The organism is Rhodovarius crocodyli (assembly GCF_004005855.1).
Lineage (GTDB): Bacteria > Pseudomonadota > Alphaproteobacteria > Acetobacterales > Acetobacteraceae > Rhodovarius > Rhodovarius crocodyli.
Map to the genome: position 1 here is coordinate 603,139 of NZ_SACL01000001.1, position 15,385 is coordinate 618,523.

Below are 15,385 nucleotides of genomic sequence, written 5' to 3' on the forward strand. Positions count from 1 at the left end.
CGATAGCCAGTCGGTAGCCAGATTTCCTCTGGCCTCCTGTCTGGCAACGGAATCGGATGCGTATCAGCAAGCGGGCTCTCGAAGATTTGGACAGGCTGCCCAAGCCTGAGAAGCGAGAGATTTACTGGGACGATAAAGTCCCAGGATTCGGCGTGCGCCGCTCAATTGGCGGCCGCATCACCTATGTGGTCAAGCTCAACATCCGGGGCGGCCAGCAAAACAAGTGGGTGACCCTGGGCGACTGGCCCTCTCTTGTTCCTGATGTCGCGCGTGACCTGGCGATGGAGCATCGCGCCGCCGGCCGCCAGGGGCGGGACTTCGAGGCGGAGAATGAAGCCCGCGCGGCGAAAGCCAGGCAGGAAGCCGCGGGCGGCATGCCGCTGGTTGATCTGCTGGACAGCTGGCGGACCCGGACAGAGGCGGAGATGCAGGCCCGCGTCACCCAGGGCCAGGCCGGCGCCCATGAGCGCGAACTGCTGCGGCTGGAACGGAAGGTGCTGCGGCCAGACATGCAGGGCAAGTCGGTCCAGAGCTATGACGGCGCGCGTTTCCAGGCCCTCATCAACCAGCAGGCGTCCCCCAACCTGGCGCGGAACCTGCGTACCCTGTTCGTGCGCTTCATCGAATTCGCGCAGACAGAGCTGGTCCTGAAGGGCATCCGCGTGGACTGGCCGGCAAAGCTCACTGTGCGGGGCGCCCCCAAGAGCCGGAGCTACTATCACTCCCTGGAACAGACGGCCGCAGCATGGATCGCGGCAGGCCATCTCGGCCGCCGTGGCGCGCTCCTGCGGTTCATCATCCTGACGCTGGCTCGGCGCGGGGAGGCCGCCGCCCTGCGTGATCAGGATCTGCTGCTGGACGCCGCGCAGCTCGGCCCGCATTGGCGCCAGGTCACCATCACCAACAAATCGCGTCGTGAGCACCTGGTGCCGCTGTCGGGCCCTGCCCTGGCTCTGCTGCGCTGGCTGCCGCGCCGCTCGACCCGCACCACCCCGGAGACCGACTACATCTTCAGCGGCCGCGCCGGCCGCAAGGTCAGCGGCTGGACGGACCTGATTTCGTCCATGCGAGAGCTGGCGGGCCTACCAGAGGGTGGGCTGCATGATTTCCGCCGCACGGGTGTTTCCGTGCTGGCCGACCATGGCGTGGATGCTGTGGTGGTGGACAAGCTGCTGAACCACAAGGCAAGCGCCACACTGCCTGGCGTGATGGCCGTCTATCAGCGAAGTGAAATGTGGGTGCAGCGGCGCGCGGCCCTGGACCTATGGGCTGACCTGCTGTTCGCGGAGATCGAGAAGCAGCTGGGCAAGCCCGTGAGCCGGGAAAACTGGGGCTTTGACGAGCCCTTCGCCGAGGTTCGGATCGTGCGAAAGGCGGGTCAGTCTAAGGGCTCGCCGCGGCGCCGGCGCCTGCGAGGCCTGGAGCCTTCCTGAATCAGCTTGGTCAGCCACTCACGAAGGCCAGTCACCGGGTAGTACACGAAGCGGCCAATCTGCATCCGGGGCGGGCCATCGCCCCTATGGGCCGCCTTCTCCAGCGTTGACACACTGAAATGCGTGAAGCCCTGGGCGTGCAGCCATTCCACGGCCGCCTCGCGTGAGAGGTTGGGTGGGACGGTGCTGCCATCAGGCATCACTCACCTCCAAATCCAATTCTGCCAAAGCCAGCGCAGCGCGGGCTCGCTGCTGAATGCCGGCGCGGCGCATGGGGGCGTCATAAATGTTGTGGCAGCGCTGGCACATGGCGCGCAGGTTGCTTTCGTCACAATGTTCCGGCGTGTGGTCCAGGTGGGCCACGGTCAGTACCACCTTGCTGCCGGTGATAGGGTGAGGCTGGCCATGAACGGCGAAGCAGCGCTCGCCGTGCTGGTCGGTATGTTCGCAGCGCCAGGCCGCGCGATCGCGCCGGATGCGCAGGCTGATGGCCGGCCATTCGGCCGGATAACGCTTCCGGTTCTCGGCGCGAATCGGCATGGCGATCAGCGCTCCGCCGAGCCCATGAACAGCGGCAGCTCGGTCTCCTTCTTCACCCTCTCCGCCGCCTGGTCGAAGGCGTGGAAGAAGATGAGGTCCGGCCGGTAACGCGCCATGGTCCAGGTGATGCGGCCGTGGCTGGTGCGGTAGCGGATGCGGACTGGCATCTTGTAGGCCGCGCCGCCCTCGAAGACGGGCGCCTGCACAATGAACATGCTGGGCACCTTCAGCGGCTGCCCCAGCGCGTCGGTGTGCTGCGTCTTGAACACGAGCTGCACTTCGCCGCTCTGCAGGTTCTGGGCGTTCTGCACCTCCGAATTCTCGTTGAGCTTCAGGCCACGGCTGATCTCCAGCATCTTCTGCGGCCCGGCGAACTCGCCGCCCACGGTGCCCAGCAGATCCAGCGCAAGCGCGCCTGCGTCGTTGCGGCCATCGGTCGGCGGGATCACGATGTCCATGACCCGCTCCTCGATGAACGCAGCGAATTCGGGCTGGCCCATGGGCTCGCCGTCCACCTTGGCCCAGGCCTGCCAAGCCTCGGAGAGCGGGAAGGCATAGGTGCCGCGATGCTCGCCGAAGCGCGGGGCGCCCTCGGCCTTCTGGCGGTGATAGTCCAGCACGCTGGTCATGCTGGGCTTGTCCTCGTCCCGATGCGCGAACACCACGCTGTCGCCATCGCGGAAGCGGTTGGCGTGCTGGATGAAGCTGTCGAGGTCGGTCAGCACAGCCGTGCCCTTCCGGCGCTCGGGGGCCGTGCGGTACTCGTCGAGGTAGCGCTTCGGGCTCTCCAGCCTGAATCCGTTTGGCACCAGCAGGACCTGGCGGGCAGCCTCGCCGTCGTGCCCGCCGGGCACGTCCAGCAGCTTGGCGCCGTGCAGTTCCTTCATGGTCTCGATGATCGCGCTGGCGTCGCCTGCGCTGGCAGCCCGCAGCACAGCGCTGCCGGTGTTCGGAGGATTGGCCATGGTTGGCTCCTGTGGTGGTGGGAAAGGTCAGGCGAGGCCGTGCGCGCGTGGCACGGTCACATCGCTGAAGGGGAGGTCCGCCTGGCGCGGGTTCCGAGTGGACAGCTTGTTCTCAGGGGTCAGCCAGAACACGCTGTGGCCGCGGGCCAGCTTCGGCGTCTTGGTCTTGATGTCGCCCGTGATCTGCATCACGCCGCCTTCGGCCTTGTAGGTCAGGGCGATGGTGATCTCCCCCTTGGCCTTGCCGCCGTTGAGGCCTGCGGCCTCCACGATCGCCTCCAGCACCTCCTCCTGGATCTTGGTGAGGTCGCGGTTCAAGCGGCCGTCCTCGAAAGTGGCGAGGGCGATGGCGAAGGAATTCAGGGTGTTCGGGTCGCTTTGGGATGCGCTCACGGCGCGGCCTCCGGGGTTGGGGTGGTGGGATTGGCCAGCTCCAGCAGCACATCGGCGTGGCAGGGCTGATCGAGGGGGCACCAGCAGGCGAGGTTGCGGCCGCGCAGCTGGTGCAGGTCGCCCGGGCAGCAGCGTGTGATGAGTCCGGCCGCGAACTTCTCGCGGAAGCACGACACCGCCCGCTCGGCGGCTTCGCGCCGGGTGGCATGGCTCGGGTAATTCACTTCCCAGTCGTGCCGTCCAGCGAAGCGAGGCGAGCCGTCATCCGCAGAATGGCCGCAGACCACCACCCGGTACGGGTTGCCCCATCGTGTCGGCCGGGCAACGACAGTGGTGTTCGGCGGCTTCCGCCAACCATGGGCCCGGCTGAGCTGGACGCGGCTGGGGGCGTCGGTCATGCCCCGCACCCCACGCTGCGCCCATCCTCGCCGGGCTGGGTAAACTCCTGCCAGGGCACCCACCCCTGCGGGCAGTGGAAGCCCCAGGGCCGCACCCGCGGGCCGACCATGAACAGCGTCCACACCTCCAGCTCCTGGCCGGTCAGGGTGTCCCGCTCCAGCTCCACGCGGTGGGTGTGTTCCGGCGCGCGGAAGATCACGTCGCCGGTCGCGCGAAAGACCGGTTCGTGGTCCAGCGGGGTGTGCTCGTAGTAGTTGCCGAGCAGCAGCATCCCCAGGCTGGGCCACGGGTGGTCGTGCTGGGCGCGGTCATCATCGCTGGCCAGGAAGTGGTGCAGATACACCGCAGGCCCCTGGCCGCGCGGCGTGATGTGCCAGCGGCGCAGATAGGGGCGGCCATCCCGGGTCGGGATCACCTCGTCCGGGTCACGCGCATTGGCGTGGCAGCGCATCAATTCGGCCAGCACCACGGCGCGGAGGAAGGGCGGGAAGATGAACATGTCCGCCTCCCCTCAGGCCGCTGCCGCGGGCGCGTCGGGGAACTCCTGCGGGCACAGGCTTTCGCCCGGCTGCAGCACGGCCAGGGCGCCGGCCTGGGTCAGGCGGAACACCTCGGCCTGCGCGCCCTCGGCGTCCGGCAGCTCGGCGGCGCCGCACGCCACCAGGCCGTGCCAGGTGTTGAGCTTGCCCGGCGCGTCGGGGGCCACGGCCATGCGGTTGCGGGTGGTGGTGTTGCCCGGCGCGGGCAGGCCCAGGGCTGCCCGCGCCTCGGCGCGCTGGTGGTGGGTCAGGTTGAGCATGGGATGCTCCTGCGGATGGGGTGGTGGGGGGTCAGGCCAGCAGGGCCAGCAGCGCCAGGCAGGCGCCGATGCGGGTCACGCGGCGGATCAGGCGGCGCCGGCGGCGGCGACGCATGGCGCGGGCGTGGTGGCTGGGGCTCCAGCTGAGGCCGAACAGGTGGGTGCAGCCGCTACGCATTGGGCTGGGCCTCCGTGCGGAGCGCCGCCAGCAGGCGCATGCAGTGCTTGGCCTGGTGCAGGGCGTCGGCCAGGGCGGTGTGGCGCTCGCCCTCAAAGGGCGGTTCCTCGATGTGCGGAAGCAGCGCGCGCAGGGTGCGGTAACAGCGGTCCTGCTTGTAGGACCAGGGGCGGATCATGGCCCAGGCACGGAAGGCCTCGGCCAGCACCACATTGTCGAATGCGGCACCGTTGCCCCACAGGGCGCTAAGCGGGCCGTGCTGATTGCCCCGCAGCCATGTGTGGAGTTGGGATAGGGCGTTCCCGAACTGGGCGCCTTCGTCGTCCCATTGCGCGCGAACCGCATCCGGCTGGCGCATCCACCAGGACACAGTGTCCATGTCCACATGGCCGCCCAGGCTGTCGGCGCTGTCCGGCCGGATCCGCGCCTCGAAGGTGCTCAGCACCTCCATCCGCTGCGGGTCGAACGCCACGGCGCCGATGGCGATGATGGCGGCGTTCGGCCGGGTGCTGAGGGTTTCCAGGTCGAGCATGACGTGCATCACGCAGCCCTCCGCCCCAGCGGGTGGCGCCGGCGGAAGGCCTGAACCTCCGCGGTGGCCGCCAGCAGGATGGCGCTCTCGGCCTGCAGCAGCTCCGGCGTGCAGTGAGACAGCGGCAGGGCATCGCAGATGTGGCTGGCGGCGGCGCGCAGCGCGTGCAGGCTGGACCGCAGCCGGGACAGCTCCACGGCGCTGGGCTGGTGGCCTGCGTAATCCGTGGTCACCTCGCTGCGGATCTTGTCGATCGCCTCATACGCGCGGGTCATGCGGCGGCGTCCGGCAGTCGCAGGGCATCCGCGGCGATGCCGGCGGCATCGGCCAGGGCGGCGCGCATGCTGGGCGTGCGCTGGTCCTCGGGGATGGTGCGCGTCACCTCCAGCACCAACAGGGCCAGCTGGCGGGTGGTGATGCGGGCGTCCAGGGCCAGCAGGCCCGGATAGGCGTTCTGCTGCGGCTCCCCGCGGTCCAGCTCTGCCAGCGCGCCATCCACGGCCGAGAGCAGGTTCGCTTCAGGCCGGTGGCAAAGGGCCTTCCGCGCCTCCATCGCCATGCGCAGCAGCGCGTAGCGCCCGGCGGTGATGGTGGCGTGCAGGGCGGCGGGATCGCGGCGGCGCGCCGGGGGCGCGTCGGCGGCGACGTGGCCGGTATGGGCCTGGGGCCGGGTGAGCTCAGGCGAATGCGCGATGGGCGCGGGGGTGTCGAGCATGGATGCCTCCAAGCCACCCGGGTGGGCGGCTGAGGGGCATCATATGCGGGGAAGTTACCGCGTCAAGAATTAATGCGGGGAAGTTACCGCATATCTATCGTCGTCCGATTCGCGGCTCCCTGCGTATGCTGTCCGTCACGAGTGCGAGGATCACCAGGTCCTCGCCATCCGACATGCTGACGCCCGCCTTTATCTCCCCCGGCAACTGCTCATCTCCGTTCCCGACATTCACGGGGCTAGCCTCAAGGATGAAGGGGGTTTGGAACTCGGGTTCTGTGCTCCGGGGCCAAAGCAGATGCCTGCCGCGGGTGTCCCGCTCGTATTCCTTCAGCGTCGCCTCGAAGGCTGAGCCGCCGGGTTGGCGGCGAAGCACCACAACCCTCTCGCCAGGGTGAGGCGGGCGGCCGATGTCGGCGAAGCGGACCACAACGACAATGGTGCCGTCAGGATAGAGTTTGTTCATACTCTCGCCGCGAACCAGCAAGCCGAACTTCTCTACGCCTGGAAAATCATTGTCCATCGGAACAGTAATGCCAGACCATTCGCTGGTTGGCCATTCCAAAGCTTCACGCCAAATTCCGGCCTGTACTTCGCCCTTCACCTGGATCTGGCGCATGGCGAAACGGGGCTGGAGCATTGGCTGTGGAACTGCGGCTTCGTTCGCTTCCAGTAGGAAGGCTGGCGTCACCCCGAGCACCCTGGCCAGTCGCGCGAGCTTGGCTGCATTGGGGCTATGCCCGCGGCGCCGGATGTCGCGCACGAAATCCACGCCCGCCTCGGCTTTGAGGCTGGCTTTGCGATCGCTCAGCTTCAATTCCTTGAGCCGCGCGTCGATCCGCTTCAGCAGTTCAGTCTCGACCATGCGGGAATTTACCCGCAGACGAACATTGATAGCATGCGGTAACTTCCCCGTTGCCAAATGCGGGGAAATATCCGCATATTGCCCGCATGACGCTCGAAGCCGACCTGATCCGATGCGCTGACGCCTATTGCGCAGCAAAGGGTATCGCCCGTGCGACGCTTTCCACGCTGTTGATGAACGATGGGCGAAGCCTTGAGAGGGTTGCCATTGGCGGCAGCCTTACGGTGCGCATCTGGCAGCGCTCTATGAGCTGGCTGTCTGCAAATTGGCCTGACGGCGAGCCTTGGCCTGATGGCGTGGCCCGCCCCGATCCGCAAACTGTCGTTGATGGCCCGCGGCACCGGCCGCGCGGGCGCCCGCCTCGGCATGCGGACGCTGCCCGCGAGGTGGCTTGATGTTGTCACTGACTACTCCTGTGCATCTCTGCGCGTCCAAGACGAGTAAGTGCGGCGCTACATTCGCTCGCGCGGCTTTCGGCATCGAGAAGGCGTCCCAGCGTCGCCTCAACCCGAGCAAATACATAGCCGGCGACATACGCCTGCTGGTCGCCCGCCATTGTGGTGAGGTTCGCTCGAAGCCTGCGCAGCAGGGCTTCAGCGGCGTCTCTGTCCGCCGAGACCCGGCAGAACTGCCACACCTCCGCCGCGGCCGCGTAGCTCTGGGCGAAGCGGACGGAATCCCGATTTCCAAACGAGGGGAGCAGGGGGGCCGGTTCGCTCTGTCCCTTGGCCACTCCCGCCCCCGTCAGCAGCATCCCCGCCGCCAGCACCATGAGGTGTCGTGATGTCATCGGAACTCATCCCCCTTCTGAAAGAGCTGATCGAAGAACAGCGCCGCACCCGGCTGATGCTGGCGCGGACGGGGCGGGCGGCGTGATGTCATTCTCTCCGCATGCCGGATGTTTGGGCGTGTCCAAGCCGAGCCAAGGCCTCGCGGCATCCGGCGCGACGTTGCTCGCGGCTTGCTCCATTCATGAGGTCGGCAAGGAAGTTTGCCATTGTGTAGCCGGAGACGTACCCGCGTTGCTCGGGTGCCATCTCTGCCGCCCTTGCCTGCAGGGCCTCAAGCATCTGTTCGGCTCCGGCCTTCTGTTGGCCCTCGCATCTCGCTGCGACAGCGGTTGCGGCAGAGATCGTCATGGCAAGGGCGATGGTTCCCGGCGCAGGCCGCGTCGGGAAGTCGAGTTCCGCCCTTGCCGCCCCCGTCAGCAGCATCCCCGCCGCCAGCACCATGAGGTGTCGTGATGTCATCGGAACTCATCCCCCTTCTGAAAGAGCTGATCGAAGAACAGCGCCGCACCCGGCTGATGCTGGCGCGGGCCATGGCCATGCAGTTGGGCCTGGCGAATCCGATTTCGCGCGAAGCTGGCGCTTCGCTGGAAAAGCGGCTCCTCGATCTGGATCACGGAACATGACGTGCGTTGGGGAAGGGGATGTTCCGCGTCCGCTCCGTGAAGGCGCAGCCGGGCGTTTCGCAGGTCAGCGTCAGGCGCTCACCCCAGAGGCCGCCGGAGAAGCCGTCAATATCCTCGATGCGCGTGACCTTGAGGTTGTTGTGGCACGCCGTGCAGCGCAGCGGGTGCGTGCTTGCGCTTTCCATCTCCATCATCCGCCGTCTGATCCTGCCGATCGTCGCGATCCCTACGACCCAGTCGGTGATGGGCCGCGCGAACTTCCAGGCAATGGCAGTGATCTCCATCGGTCAGCTACCCCTCACCATGAGGTGTCGTGATGTCATCCGTCCTGTCTCCCTGTGTCCAAAACTGCCCCCGCTCACCTTCTGCCGAACCGCGCCAGCCTGCCGGCATGCCTGATCGCTACCGCGCCCAAACCGAGCTGGCGCCGCTCCTCTACTTGATCCGCGACTGGGGCACGGGTGCCTATGCGCTGTGGTCGCGCGATCCGGAGTTCGGGCCGCGCTTCATGGGTGTCCCGGGGCCCGAGCCGGAATCGCGCCTCATGCCCCTGACGGATGTGCAGGCGGGCGTGCTGCTCGCTCGCGCTGGATTGTTTCGATGAGCGCGTCGAGCATGAGGTCTAAGGCTTGTTGCTGCGTGATCATCTCCACTGAGGCGCTGGTTGCTTCCAGCTGCAAGCTTTTCAGCTTGAACATGACGCCGGCGGTTCTCGGCAAGTCGATCCGCACCGAGAGCGAGTATGTTTCCTCCGGTGGCTTTTCCCGGGAAATCAGGCGGCTGCTGAATTCCTTGATCTCGATTTGGGTCGGATCGATGTACGGGCTTTTCATCTCGGTTCTCCATGGTTGTGTGTTGCAGCCCCATGGTGAACCGCCGGCCGGCATGGCGTCCATCGCCATCGCTGGCCGGCGCGCGCTGCCGGGGGTGGCATGACCGCCATCTGCCTTCCGCCTCGCCCTGCCGGCGTCGCCCTTCGCATGCGCGTCCTGCGCGCCTGCCAGGGTTCGGTTTCCATCGCCCGGCTTGCCCTGGATTGGGTCAATGAGGCCCCGGATGAGGCCGATCGGGCGGACCGCCTGGAATGTCTGTGTCTGGTGGCGCCGCGCGCCCTGCGCGATGCCCATGGGGCGGAGCTGCTGAAAGCCGCGCGCCAGGCGCTCCGGTGGGTGCGGGAGGAAGGCTGCAACCTTCCCCCCGCGCAGGTCACCAAGTCGCGTAACACCAGTCTCCATGCCCCGAAACTACTGCAGGAGCATGGAGCATGTCCGCTCCCTCAAGGGAGCGAGTCTGCTCCCAAATGACCCTTGCAACCGCCCTTTCCGGATTTGCGGACAAGCGCCTGGCGGCGGCTTCGGGCCAGCACCCGAAAACCTGCGCCCGCTGGCGGCGCGAGGAAGCCACGCCCTCCGGTGAGGCCGTGCTGCGCATGATGCGGGAGGATGACGAGATCTGCGCCGCCCTGCTGCGCGCGGCCCAGCGGTTGGATGAGGCGCAGCGTGTGCAGGTGGCCCAGGCCCTGCGCGCGGCGCTGGAGGAATTCGGATGAAGGCCGCCCTCCGCGCCGTCGCCGCGAAGCTGCGCGATTCCATCCGCTTCCACCGCTGTGGCTGGGGCTGGGGTGTCGATCTGTGGTGGCCCAGCCTGTGCCTGGGCCGTGTCGAACTGCGCTGGTCCCGCCCCGGGGCCCGTGAGGAAATGCGCCGCCTTCGCGGCGTCGAGGACGCCCATGCGGCCCTGCGTGAGCGGGTGCAGGGCCTCTCCCGTGATGTGGAGCGGAAACAATGAGCAAGCTGCCCGTCGCCGTCGCCAAGGTGCTGCGCCTGGCGGCCTATCTCCAGGGCCTGGCAAGCAAGCCGGCGCCCAGCAATGTTGAGATGGCGCAGGCCACCGGCTCATCCGTGGCCAATGTCTCGCACCAGCTGCGCTCCGCCGTGGAGTATGGGCTGCTGCATGTCGCCTATCCTGCCCATGGCGTGAGGGTCATCTGCGGCGCCGATTCGGCTTGGTCCACGCTGCCCAGCGTTCCATCCGCTGGCCGGAAAGTCGCTGATCCCCTGGCCGATGGCCGGATTGTCAGCATGGCGCCGCGCCTCTGGACTGATGCCGAGACGACGCAACTGCGCGCCATGTGGCCCGACCCGCTGCTGACAATCCAGGAAATCGCCCGTTGCCTGGGCCGCAAGCGCACCGATGTGCATGGCCGCGCCCATGTGTTGCGCCTGGCACCGCGCCCGCCGGAATGGAAGCAGCGAGAGGCCCGGTTGGGCCTGCGCGGCGGGCTGTCGGCCAGGGCCCGCGCGGCGCTGGAGCTGCTGGCGCAGTACGATGGCAAGCCGGCGCCGACGAACGCCGTGATCGCGCGCGGCGTTGGCTGCAGCGCGCATGCCGTGACGGAATACCTGACCGAGGCAGCCCGCGTCGGCAAGCTGACCGTCACCGTCATCACCAGCAATGTCCGCGTGCTGGCCTGCCCCACCGGCGCCTGGGCCACCACGCGCTCCCTGCCTTCCGGCGGTGCGGTGCCGGTCGATGCCTGGCCGGTGGAGCGCGATGCGCAGCTGCGCCAGCTATACTGTGTCCAGGGTCTGTCGATGTCGGCGATTGCTGCTGCCCTTGGCCTGTCCAAGGGGGCCGTGTCGGGCAGGGTCACACGCTTGAGGCTGCTCAAGGCAGCGGTTGCAGCGCCGAGAGCGCCGCGTCAGCCCCGCCCCCGCCAGCCGGGTGAGGTGGTGCGGCGCGTGCGCATGCCCGGCGAAGGCGGCAAGCCGAAGCTGGCCGAAGGCACATCGGCGGAGCGCAAGGTGGCTGCCCAGGCGGCTCAGCGCGCCCCGGCGGCGCCGCTGCCCTCACTGGAACAGCTGATGCAGGATGGCTGCCGCTGGCCGCTGTGGCCCGACATGGCGCGCCCCAACCACGAATATTGCGGCAAGCCGCGCGCACGGCGCTGGTCGGGCCGCGAAATGGCGTTGGCCTCTTATTGCTCCGCCTGCCTCCAGCGTTCCGCGGCTTTCGCGGTGATCGCGGAGGCGGCGTGACCGCGCCCGCCCTCCGTATCCTCTCGCTCGGCGCCGGCGTGCAATCCACCACCATGGCGCTGATGGCCGCCCACGGGCTGCTCGGCCACGTCGATGCCGCGATCTTCGCCGATACGGGCGCGGAGCCGGCGCCGGTCTATGACCATCTGCGCTGGTTGACCTCGCCCAACGTGCTGCCCTTCCCGGTGCATGTTGTGATGCGCGGCCACCTTCGTGACGACATGCGCGCTGACCTCAACACCACGGGCGGTCGCTTTGTGAGCGTGCCATTCTTCGGCCGCACTCCCGCCGGAGCCACGATGATGGCGCGGCGCCAGTGCACCAGCGAGTACAAGCTGAAGCCCATCCGGGCCTGGGTTGTGCAGGAGTATCAGCGCCGCACCGGCCTGAGCCGCCCCACGGCTAGCTGGTGCGAAATGCTCATCGGCATCTCTGTAGATGAGGTGATCCGCGCGAAGCCCAGCCGGGTCCGATACATCGACAATGCCCATCCCCTGCTTGATGTGCGGATGCGGCGCTGGGATTGCCTGCGCTGGCTCGACCGCCACGGCTATCCGCGCCCGCCGAAATCCGCCTGCTCGGAGTGCCCGTTTCGCACCAACGCTGAATGGCGATGGCTGCGCGAGAACGACCCCGCCGGCTTCGAGCATGCATGCGTCTCTGATGAGATGCTGCGGCAGGGCATACAGGCCGGCCGCTTCCAGTCCGAGCTGTACCTGCACCGCAGCCTGGTGCCGCTGCGCGTCGCGGATCTTCGCAGCGACGAGGAGCGCGGTCAGCTGGCCATGCCCATGCTGAATGAGTGCGAAGGGATGTGTGGCGTATGACCGCCCTCCCGCTCCCCCTGTTCGATGACCCGGCCCAGCCGGCGCCATCCATCCAGCTTCCGGCACGGCTGCCGGAAGGCTCGCGGCCCCGCGCCGCGGGCGTTTCCTCCCGGATCAACTCCCCCGGGGCCCCGCGCCCCGGGGCTTTTTCCGCCGAGGATATCGCAGCCCGCCTGCGCAGCCGGACCACGCAGCTGCTGGCCTCAGCCATCGATGGTGACCGCCAGGTGGCGTCCATCCTGCTGGCCGGCGGCCAGCTGGTCATCGATGATGTGCATGAGGTGGTAGGGCGCTGGCCCGGCATCAGCATCCTGCTGCGCCGTCAGTGCTGGGCCATGCACTGCCCGCCCCGAACCGTGGCTCGAATGTGCGGTGAGCCACTGTGACCATCCCGGCCGAGCAGCTGGACGCCATCAAGCGCGCCACCCGGCTATCCAGCCTGGTGCAGGGCGAGGTGCGGTTGAAGCGCAACGGCGCCGGCCGCTGGTCGGGCTGCTGCCCGTTCCACCCGGACAAGAGCCCGTCCTTCAGCGTGGTGGACGATAAGGGGTTCTATCACTGCTTCGGGTGCGGCGCGCATGGCAGCGCGCTGGATTGGTTGATGCAGCGGCGCGGCCTCAGCTTCATGGAGGCCGTCGAAACCCTGGCGGCCGACGCCGGCATTGCCCTGCCGTCGCGCCGCGAACGCCCGGCCCCCGTGCCCCCCGCGCTCCGCCCGAAGCCTGTGGCGCCCCTGGCCGATGCCGAGCCCGATGATGGGGATCGCATCGAGGCGGCACGCCGGATCTGGATCGGGGCCAGCGACATTGCCCTGGATGGCCCGATCGCGGCCTATCTGCGGCGCCGCCATATCTGGCCGCTGCCGCCTGCTGCGCGCCAGGTGCTGCGCCAGGCCAGGCTGGAGCATCCGCACATGCGGTCGCGCCATTGGGCCATGGTGGCCCGCGTGGATGCCCCCGATGGCACGCCCTGCGCCGTGCATCGCATCTTCTTGACCGATGACGGCCGGAAACTGCCGGTTGAGCATCCCAAGCTGGCCAAAGGTCGGCTCAAGGCCTCCACCATCCGGCTGGCGCCGGTCGGGCCGGAGATCGGCGTGGCGGAGGGCATCGAAACCGCCCTGGCCGCCGCGCAGCTCTCCGGCATCGGGGTGTGGGCCTGTATCTCCGCCACGGTGCTGGAGCAGTTCTCGCCGCCCTTCGATGTGGGCCGCGTGGTCATCTTCGCCGATCGGGACCAGCCCAAGCCGCGCTCGCCCGAGGGCCGCGGCCTCCAGGCTGCCCGCACCCTGCAGGAGCGGCTGAGGCCCCTGCATGTCGAAACCGAGATTCGGATGCCCCATGCGCCCTTCGGCGACTATGCCGATGTGCTGGCGGCCATCCGCGAACAGGAGGCAGCACGATGACTGTGGTTCAGCTGCGAAAGGATTTCGACGGCCCGCCGCCCCCACCCCCCGAGCCCCCCGAGCCGCCTGCGGATGAGGGGCCGGCTGGTGGCCCCATCACGGTGCTGGGGCAGCGCAACGGCACCTTCTACTTCTTCGACTATATGGGCCAGTTCCGCGAGCTGACGGCCCACCAGATCGGGATCAAGCAGCACATCAACGCCCTGTTCGGCGATCGGGGCATCCAATGGTTGGTGGACCAGTTCCCTGCCTTCGACAAGCACGGTGACCCCACGGGCAGCTACAGCGTCGACGGCGCCAACCGCTGGATCATCCGCGAGGCTGGTTCGATGGTGTTCGATGGCTCCATGCCCAGCCGGGGCCTGGGCCTCTGGCGGGCGGGGGAAGCCGTGGTGGCCCATCTCGGCGACCGCATCTGCTGGGATGGCGAATGGCGCCACCCCGGCTTCCAAGCCGAGGGCGCGCTGTGGCCGGCCCGGCCGCCGCTGTTCGAGGTGCAGCCCCCCGCGCCCCCCGGTGACCTGGCGGAGCTGGAGGCGATGATGCGCCGATGGAACTGGGCGCATGACGGCTCGGCCGAGGTGATGTTCGGCCTCTGGTGCGCCGGCGTGCTGGGCGCGTCCATCCCCTGGCGCCCGCATGCCTTCATCGTGGGCGAGGCCTACTCCGGCAAGTCCACCCTGTTCGGGCTGCTGGCGGCGGCCAACCCCACGGCCCTGCTGGTCAACAGCTATACCGAGGCTGGCATCCGCCAATCCCTCAGCCAGCGCGCATCCGCGGCGCTGATGGATGAGGCCGATGCGGATGAACAGGCGGAGGCCGAAAAGCTGCAGCGCGTGATCGGCTTCCTGCGCCTGACATCGGGCGGCCAGGGTGCCCAGGTCCTGCGCGGCAGCCCGGACGGCTCGGCGCAGCGTTTCGACGTGGTGTGCAGCGCCATCATGGGCGGCATCCTGCCCCCGAATTTCAAGCCACAGGACGCCAGCCGCATCACGCGCCTGGACCTGCGGCGCAAGGCGGCAGACAGCAAGGGCCTGCCATCCGAGGTGCAGATCCGCGATCTGCGGTCACGGGCGCCGGCCTTCCTGTCTCGCGCGCTGCTGGTCGCGCCTCGCTTCATGGAGGTGTTCAGGGTCTATCATGCCGCGCTGATCGAGCTGGACGGTAATGCGCCGCGAATGGCGGACCAGCTCGGCACCATCCTGGCCGCCAGGCACATCATGCTGAGCGACCGGCCGCCGGAGGCCGTGGGCGATGATCTCGATCTGGTGCGCTGGGCCATCCCGTCAGCCGAGGATCGGGAGAGCGAGGGCGGGCCAAGGCAGTGCCTGCACCACCTGCTGCATGCGCAACTCGATCAGCAGAAGGGAGGCGAGCGGCCCGTGGTCTGGCGCACAGTCCTGGACGCTATCGCGGCCGATGCGGGGATCAGGGACGAAGCGAAGCGCAGCCTGCTGAACCATGGCATGCGCGTCGGGCCCTATCCGCTGAAGGATCAGGCTGGCGCGCCCGTGCTGTACGTCATGAACCAGCACCAGCAGCTGGCCCGCATGTTCGCAGGCACTAGATGGGCAGGCGAGAAATGGCGCGAGGATCTGGCGCGACTTCCCGGCGCTGTCGTGCCGCCGAACCCTATAAAGCTCTCGACGGGCAACAAGATCCGTGTCGTGGTGATTCCGCGCGCCCTGCTGCCCTATCCAGGGGACGGAGGGGACGGTGACCAGGATTAGGCGTCCCCTCACATATCGTTGATATTGCTCGGATAATCGACGCCAGGGGACAAGGGGACGCAGGGGACGCAATAATAGGGATACGATATGTGCATGCAGGCGTGACCGCATGGTCACCTCATGCCCGTCCCCTGCGTCCCCTTGTCCCCTCATTA

General features: G+C 68.0%; 25 protein-coding genes. 10 read left to right on the plus strand and 15 right to left on the minus strand.

Features of this window, described 5'->3' with window-relative positions; genetic code table 11:
• The first annotated feature begins 56 nt into the window (after window positions 1-56).
• Entirely contained in the window at window positions 57-1,433 is a 1,377-nt protein-coding gene (locus tag EOD42_RS02860; protein ID WP_127785708.1) for a site-specific integrase, read from the plus strand.
• A 192-nt stretch (window positions 1,434-1,625) separates the two neighbouring features.
• Here the strand turns inward: EOD42_RS02860 and EOD42_RS02870 are convergent, their stop codons facing one another.
• The 11 genes from EOD42_RS02870 to EOD42_RS02915 form a co-directional block, all read right to left on the minus strand.
• Window positions 1,626-1,973 carry a hypothetical protein gene (locus tag EOD42_RS02870; RefSeq protein WP_127785711.1) on the minus strand — a complete coding sequence of 116 codons (348 nt, stop codon included), beginning with the start codon at window positions 1,971-1,973 and terminating at the stop codon, window positions 1,626-1,628.
• 5 nt (window positions 1,974-1,978) lie between these two features.
• Entirely contained in the window at window positions 1,979-2,938 is a 960-nt protein-coding gene (locus tag EOD42_RS02875; protein WP_127785713.1) for a DUF2303 family protein, read from the minus strand.
• A gap of 27 nt (window positions 2,939-2,965) precedes the next feature.
• A complete protein-coding gene (locus EOD42_RS02880) occupies window positions 2,966-3,331 on the minus strand; it encodes a hypothetical protein (RefSeq protein WP_127785715.1) in 366 nt (121 codons plus the stop codon).
• A complete protein-coding gene (locus EOD42_RS02885) occupies window positions 3,328-3,729 on the minus strand; it encodes a DUF4326 domain-containing protein (protein ID WP_127785717.1) in 402 nt (133 codons plus the stop codon). Before EOD42_RS02885 ends, EOD42_RS02880 begins: the two co-directional genes overlap by 4 nt.
• The gene (locus EOD42_RS02890) at window positions 3,726-4,229 is read right to left on the minus strand and encodes a hypothetical protein (RefSeq protein ID WP_127785719.1); all 504 of its coding nucleotides are present in this window, start codon (window positions 4,227-4,229) and stop codon (window positions 3,726-3,728) included. The genes EOD42_RS02885 and EOD42_RS02890 overlap by 4 nt, the downstream gene beginning before the upstream one ends.
• A 12-nt stretch (window positions 4,230-4,241) precedes the next feature.
• Window positions 4,242-4,529, minus strand: a complete 288-nt coding sequence (locus EOD42_RS02895; protein ID WP_127785721.1) for a hypothetical protein — start codon at window positions 4,527-4,529, stop codon at window positions 4,242-4,244.
• 31 nt (window positions 4,530-4,560) lie between these two features.
• Complete coding sequence (locus tag EOD42_RS25760; protein WP_164867749.1) at window positions 4,561-4,707, minus strand: hypothetical protein; 147 nt, start codon at window positions 4,705-4,707, stop codon at window positions 4,561-4,563.
• Window positions 4,700-5,248, minus strand: a complete 549-nt coding sequence (locus EOD42_RS02900; protein WP_240654942.1) for a 3'-5' exonuclease — start codon at window positions 5,246-5,248, stop codon at window positions 4,700-4,702. Before EOD42_RS02900 ends, EOD42_RS25760 begins: the two co-directional genes overlap by 8 nt.
• On the minus strand, window positions 5,248-5,514 hold the full coding sequence (locus EOD42_RS02905) for a hypothetical protein (protein ID WP_127785725.1): 267 nt from the start codon (window positions 5,512-5,514) through the stop codon (window positions 5,248-5,250). The genes EOD42_RS02900 and EOD42_RS02905 overlap by 1 nt, the downstream gene beginning before the upstream one ends.
• The gene (locus tag EOD42_RS02910; RefSeq protein ID WP_127785727.1) at window positions 5,511-5,954 is read right to left on the minus strand and encodes a hypothetical protein; all 444 of its coding nucleotides are present in this window, start codon (window positions 5,952-5,954) and stop codon (window positions 5,511-5,513) included. The genes EOD42_RS02905 and EOD42_RS02910 overlap by 4 nt, the downstream gene beginning before the upstream one ends.
• A 94-nt stretch (window positions 5,955-6,048) precedes the next feature.
• On the minus strand, window positions 6,049-6,816 hold the full coding sequence (locus EOD42_RS02915) for a LexA family transcriptional regulator (RefSeq protein ID WP_127785729.1): 768 nt from the start codon (window positions 6,814-6,816) through the stop codon (window positions 6,049-6,051).
• An 86-nt stretch (window positions 6,817-6,902) separates the two neighbouring features.
• Between EOD42_RS02915 and EOD42_RS02920 the strand changes: the two genes are divergently transcribed.
• Window positions 6,903-7,211, plus strand: coding sequence for a hypothetical protein (locus EOD42_RS02920; RefSeq protein WP_127785731.1), 309 nt, complete (start codon window positions 6,903-6,905; stop codon window positions 7,209-7,211).
• Window positions 7,212-7,216: 5 nt separating this feature from the next.
• On the opposite strand, the gene EOD42_RS02925 is transcribed toward EOD42_RS02920, so the two are convergent.
• Both EOD42_RS02925 and EOD42_RS02930 read right to left on the minus strand, forming a co-directional pair.
• Window positions 7,217-7,606 (minus strand): hypothetical protein, encoded by a 390-nt coding sequence (locus tag EOD42_RS02925; RefSeq protein WP_127785733.1) that lies wholly within the window; start codon window positions 7,604-7,606, stop codon window positions 7,217-7,219.
• Between the two features lie 88 nt (window positions 7,607-7,694).
• Window positions 7,695-8,066 (minus strand): hypothetical protein, encoded by a 372-nt coding sequence (locus tag EOD42_RS02930; RefSeq protein WP_127785735.1) that lies wholly within the window; start codon window positions 8,064-8,066, stop codon window positions 7,695-7,697.
• On the opposite strand from EOD42_RS02930, the gene EOD42_RS25765 reads away from it, so the two are divergent.
• Complete coding sequence (locus EOD42_RS25765) at window positions 8,060-8,230, plus strand: hypothetical protein (RefSeq protein ID WP_164867750.1); 171 nt, start codon at window positions 8,060-8,062, stop codon at window positions 8,228-8,230. The two genes, EOD42_RS02930 and EOD42_RS25765, sit on opposite strands and share 7 nt — an antisense overlap.
• Here the strand turns inward: EOD42_RS25765 and EOD42_RS02935 are convergent.
• Window positions 8,218-8,514, minus strand: a complete 297-nt coding sequence (locus EOD42_RS02935) for a hypothetical protein (RefSeq protein ID WP_127785737.1) — start codon at window positions 8,512-8,514, stop codon at window positions 8,218-8,220. The genes EOD42_RS25765 and EOD42_RS02935 overlap by 13 nt on opposite strands.
• A 258-nt stretch (window positions 8,515-8,772) precedes the next feature.
• Entirely contained in the window at window positions 8,773-9,357 is a 585-nt protein-coding gene (locus EOD42_RS02940; RefSeq protein WP_127785739.1) for a hypothetical protein, read from the minus strand.
• Between the two features lie 173 nt (window positions 9,358-9,530).
• Between EOD42_RS02940 and EOD42_RS02945 the strand changes: the two genes are divergently transcribed.
• The 7 genes from EOD42_RS02945 to EOD42_RS02975 are packed head-to-tail and all read left to right on the plus strand — an operon-like array spanning window position 9,531 to window position 15,230.
• Window positions 9,531-9,779, plus strand: a complete 249-nt coding sequence (locus tag EOD42_RS02945) for a hypothetical protein (protein ID WP_127785741.1) — start codon at window positions 9,531-9,533, stop codon at window positions 9,777-9,779.
• The gene (locus tag EOD42_RS02950; RefSeq protein ID WP_127785743.1) at window positions 9,776-10,018 is read left to right on the plus strand and encodes a hypothetical protein; all 243 of its coding nucleotides are present in this window, start codon (window positions 9,776-9,778) and stop codon (window positions 10,016-10,018) included. The genes EOD42_RS02945 and EOD42_RS02950 overlap by 4 nt, the downstream gene beginning before the upstream one ends.
• Window positions 10,015-11,268, plus strand: a complete 1,254-nt coding sequence (locus EOD42_RS02955; RefSeq protein WP_127785745.1) for a GcrA family cell cycle regulator — start codon at window positions 10,015-10,017, stop codon at window positions 11,266-11,268. The genes EOD42_RS02950 and EOD42_RS02955 overlap by 4 nt, the downstream gene beginning before the upstream one ends.
• Window positions 11,265-12,095, plus strand: a complete 831-nt coding sequence (locus EOD42_RS02960; RefSeq protein WP_240654836.1) for an adenine nucleotide alpha hydrolase family protein — start codon at window positions 11,265-11,267, stop codon at window positions 12,093-12,095. The genes EOD42_RS02955 and EOD42_RS02960 overlap by 4 nt, the downstream gene beginning before the upstream one ends.
• A complete protein-coding gene (locus tag EOD42_RS02965) occupies window positions 12,092-12,481 on the plus strand; it encodes a hypothetical protein (RefSeq protein WP_127785747.1) in 390 nt (129 codons plus the stop codon). The genes EOD42_RS02960 and EOD42_RS02965 overlap by 4 nt, the downstream gene beginning before the upstream one ends.
• Window positions 12,478-13,500 carry a CHC2 zinc finger domain-containing protein gene (locus EOD42_RS02970; RefSeq protein ID WP_127785749.1) on the plus strand — a complete coding sequence of 341 codons (1,023 nt, stop codon included), beginning with the start codon at window positions 12,478-12,480 and terminating at the stop codon, window positions 13,498-13,500. The genes EOD42_RS02965 and EOD42_RS02970 overlap by 4 nt, the downstream gene beginning before the upstream one ends.
• Complete coding sequence (locus EOD42_RS02975; protein WP_127785751.1) at window positions 13,497-15,230, plus strand: hypothetical protein; 1,734 nt, start codon at window positions 13,497-13,499, stop codon at window positions 15,228-15,230. Before EOD42_RS02970 ends, EOD42_RS02975 begins: the two co-directional genes overlap by 4 nt.
• The last annotated feature ends 155 nt before the right edge of the window (window positions 15,231-15,385 follow it).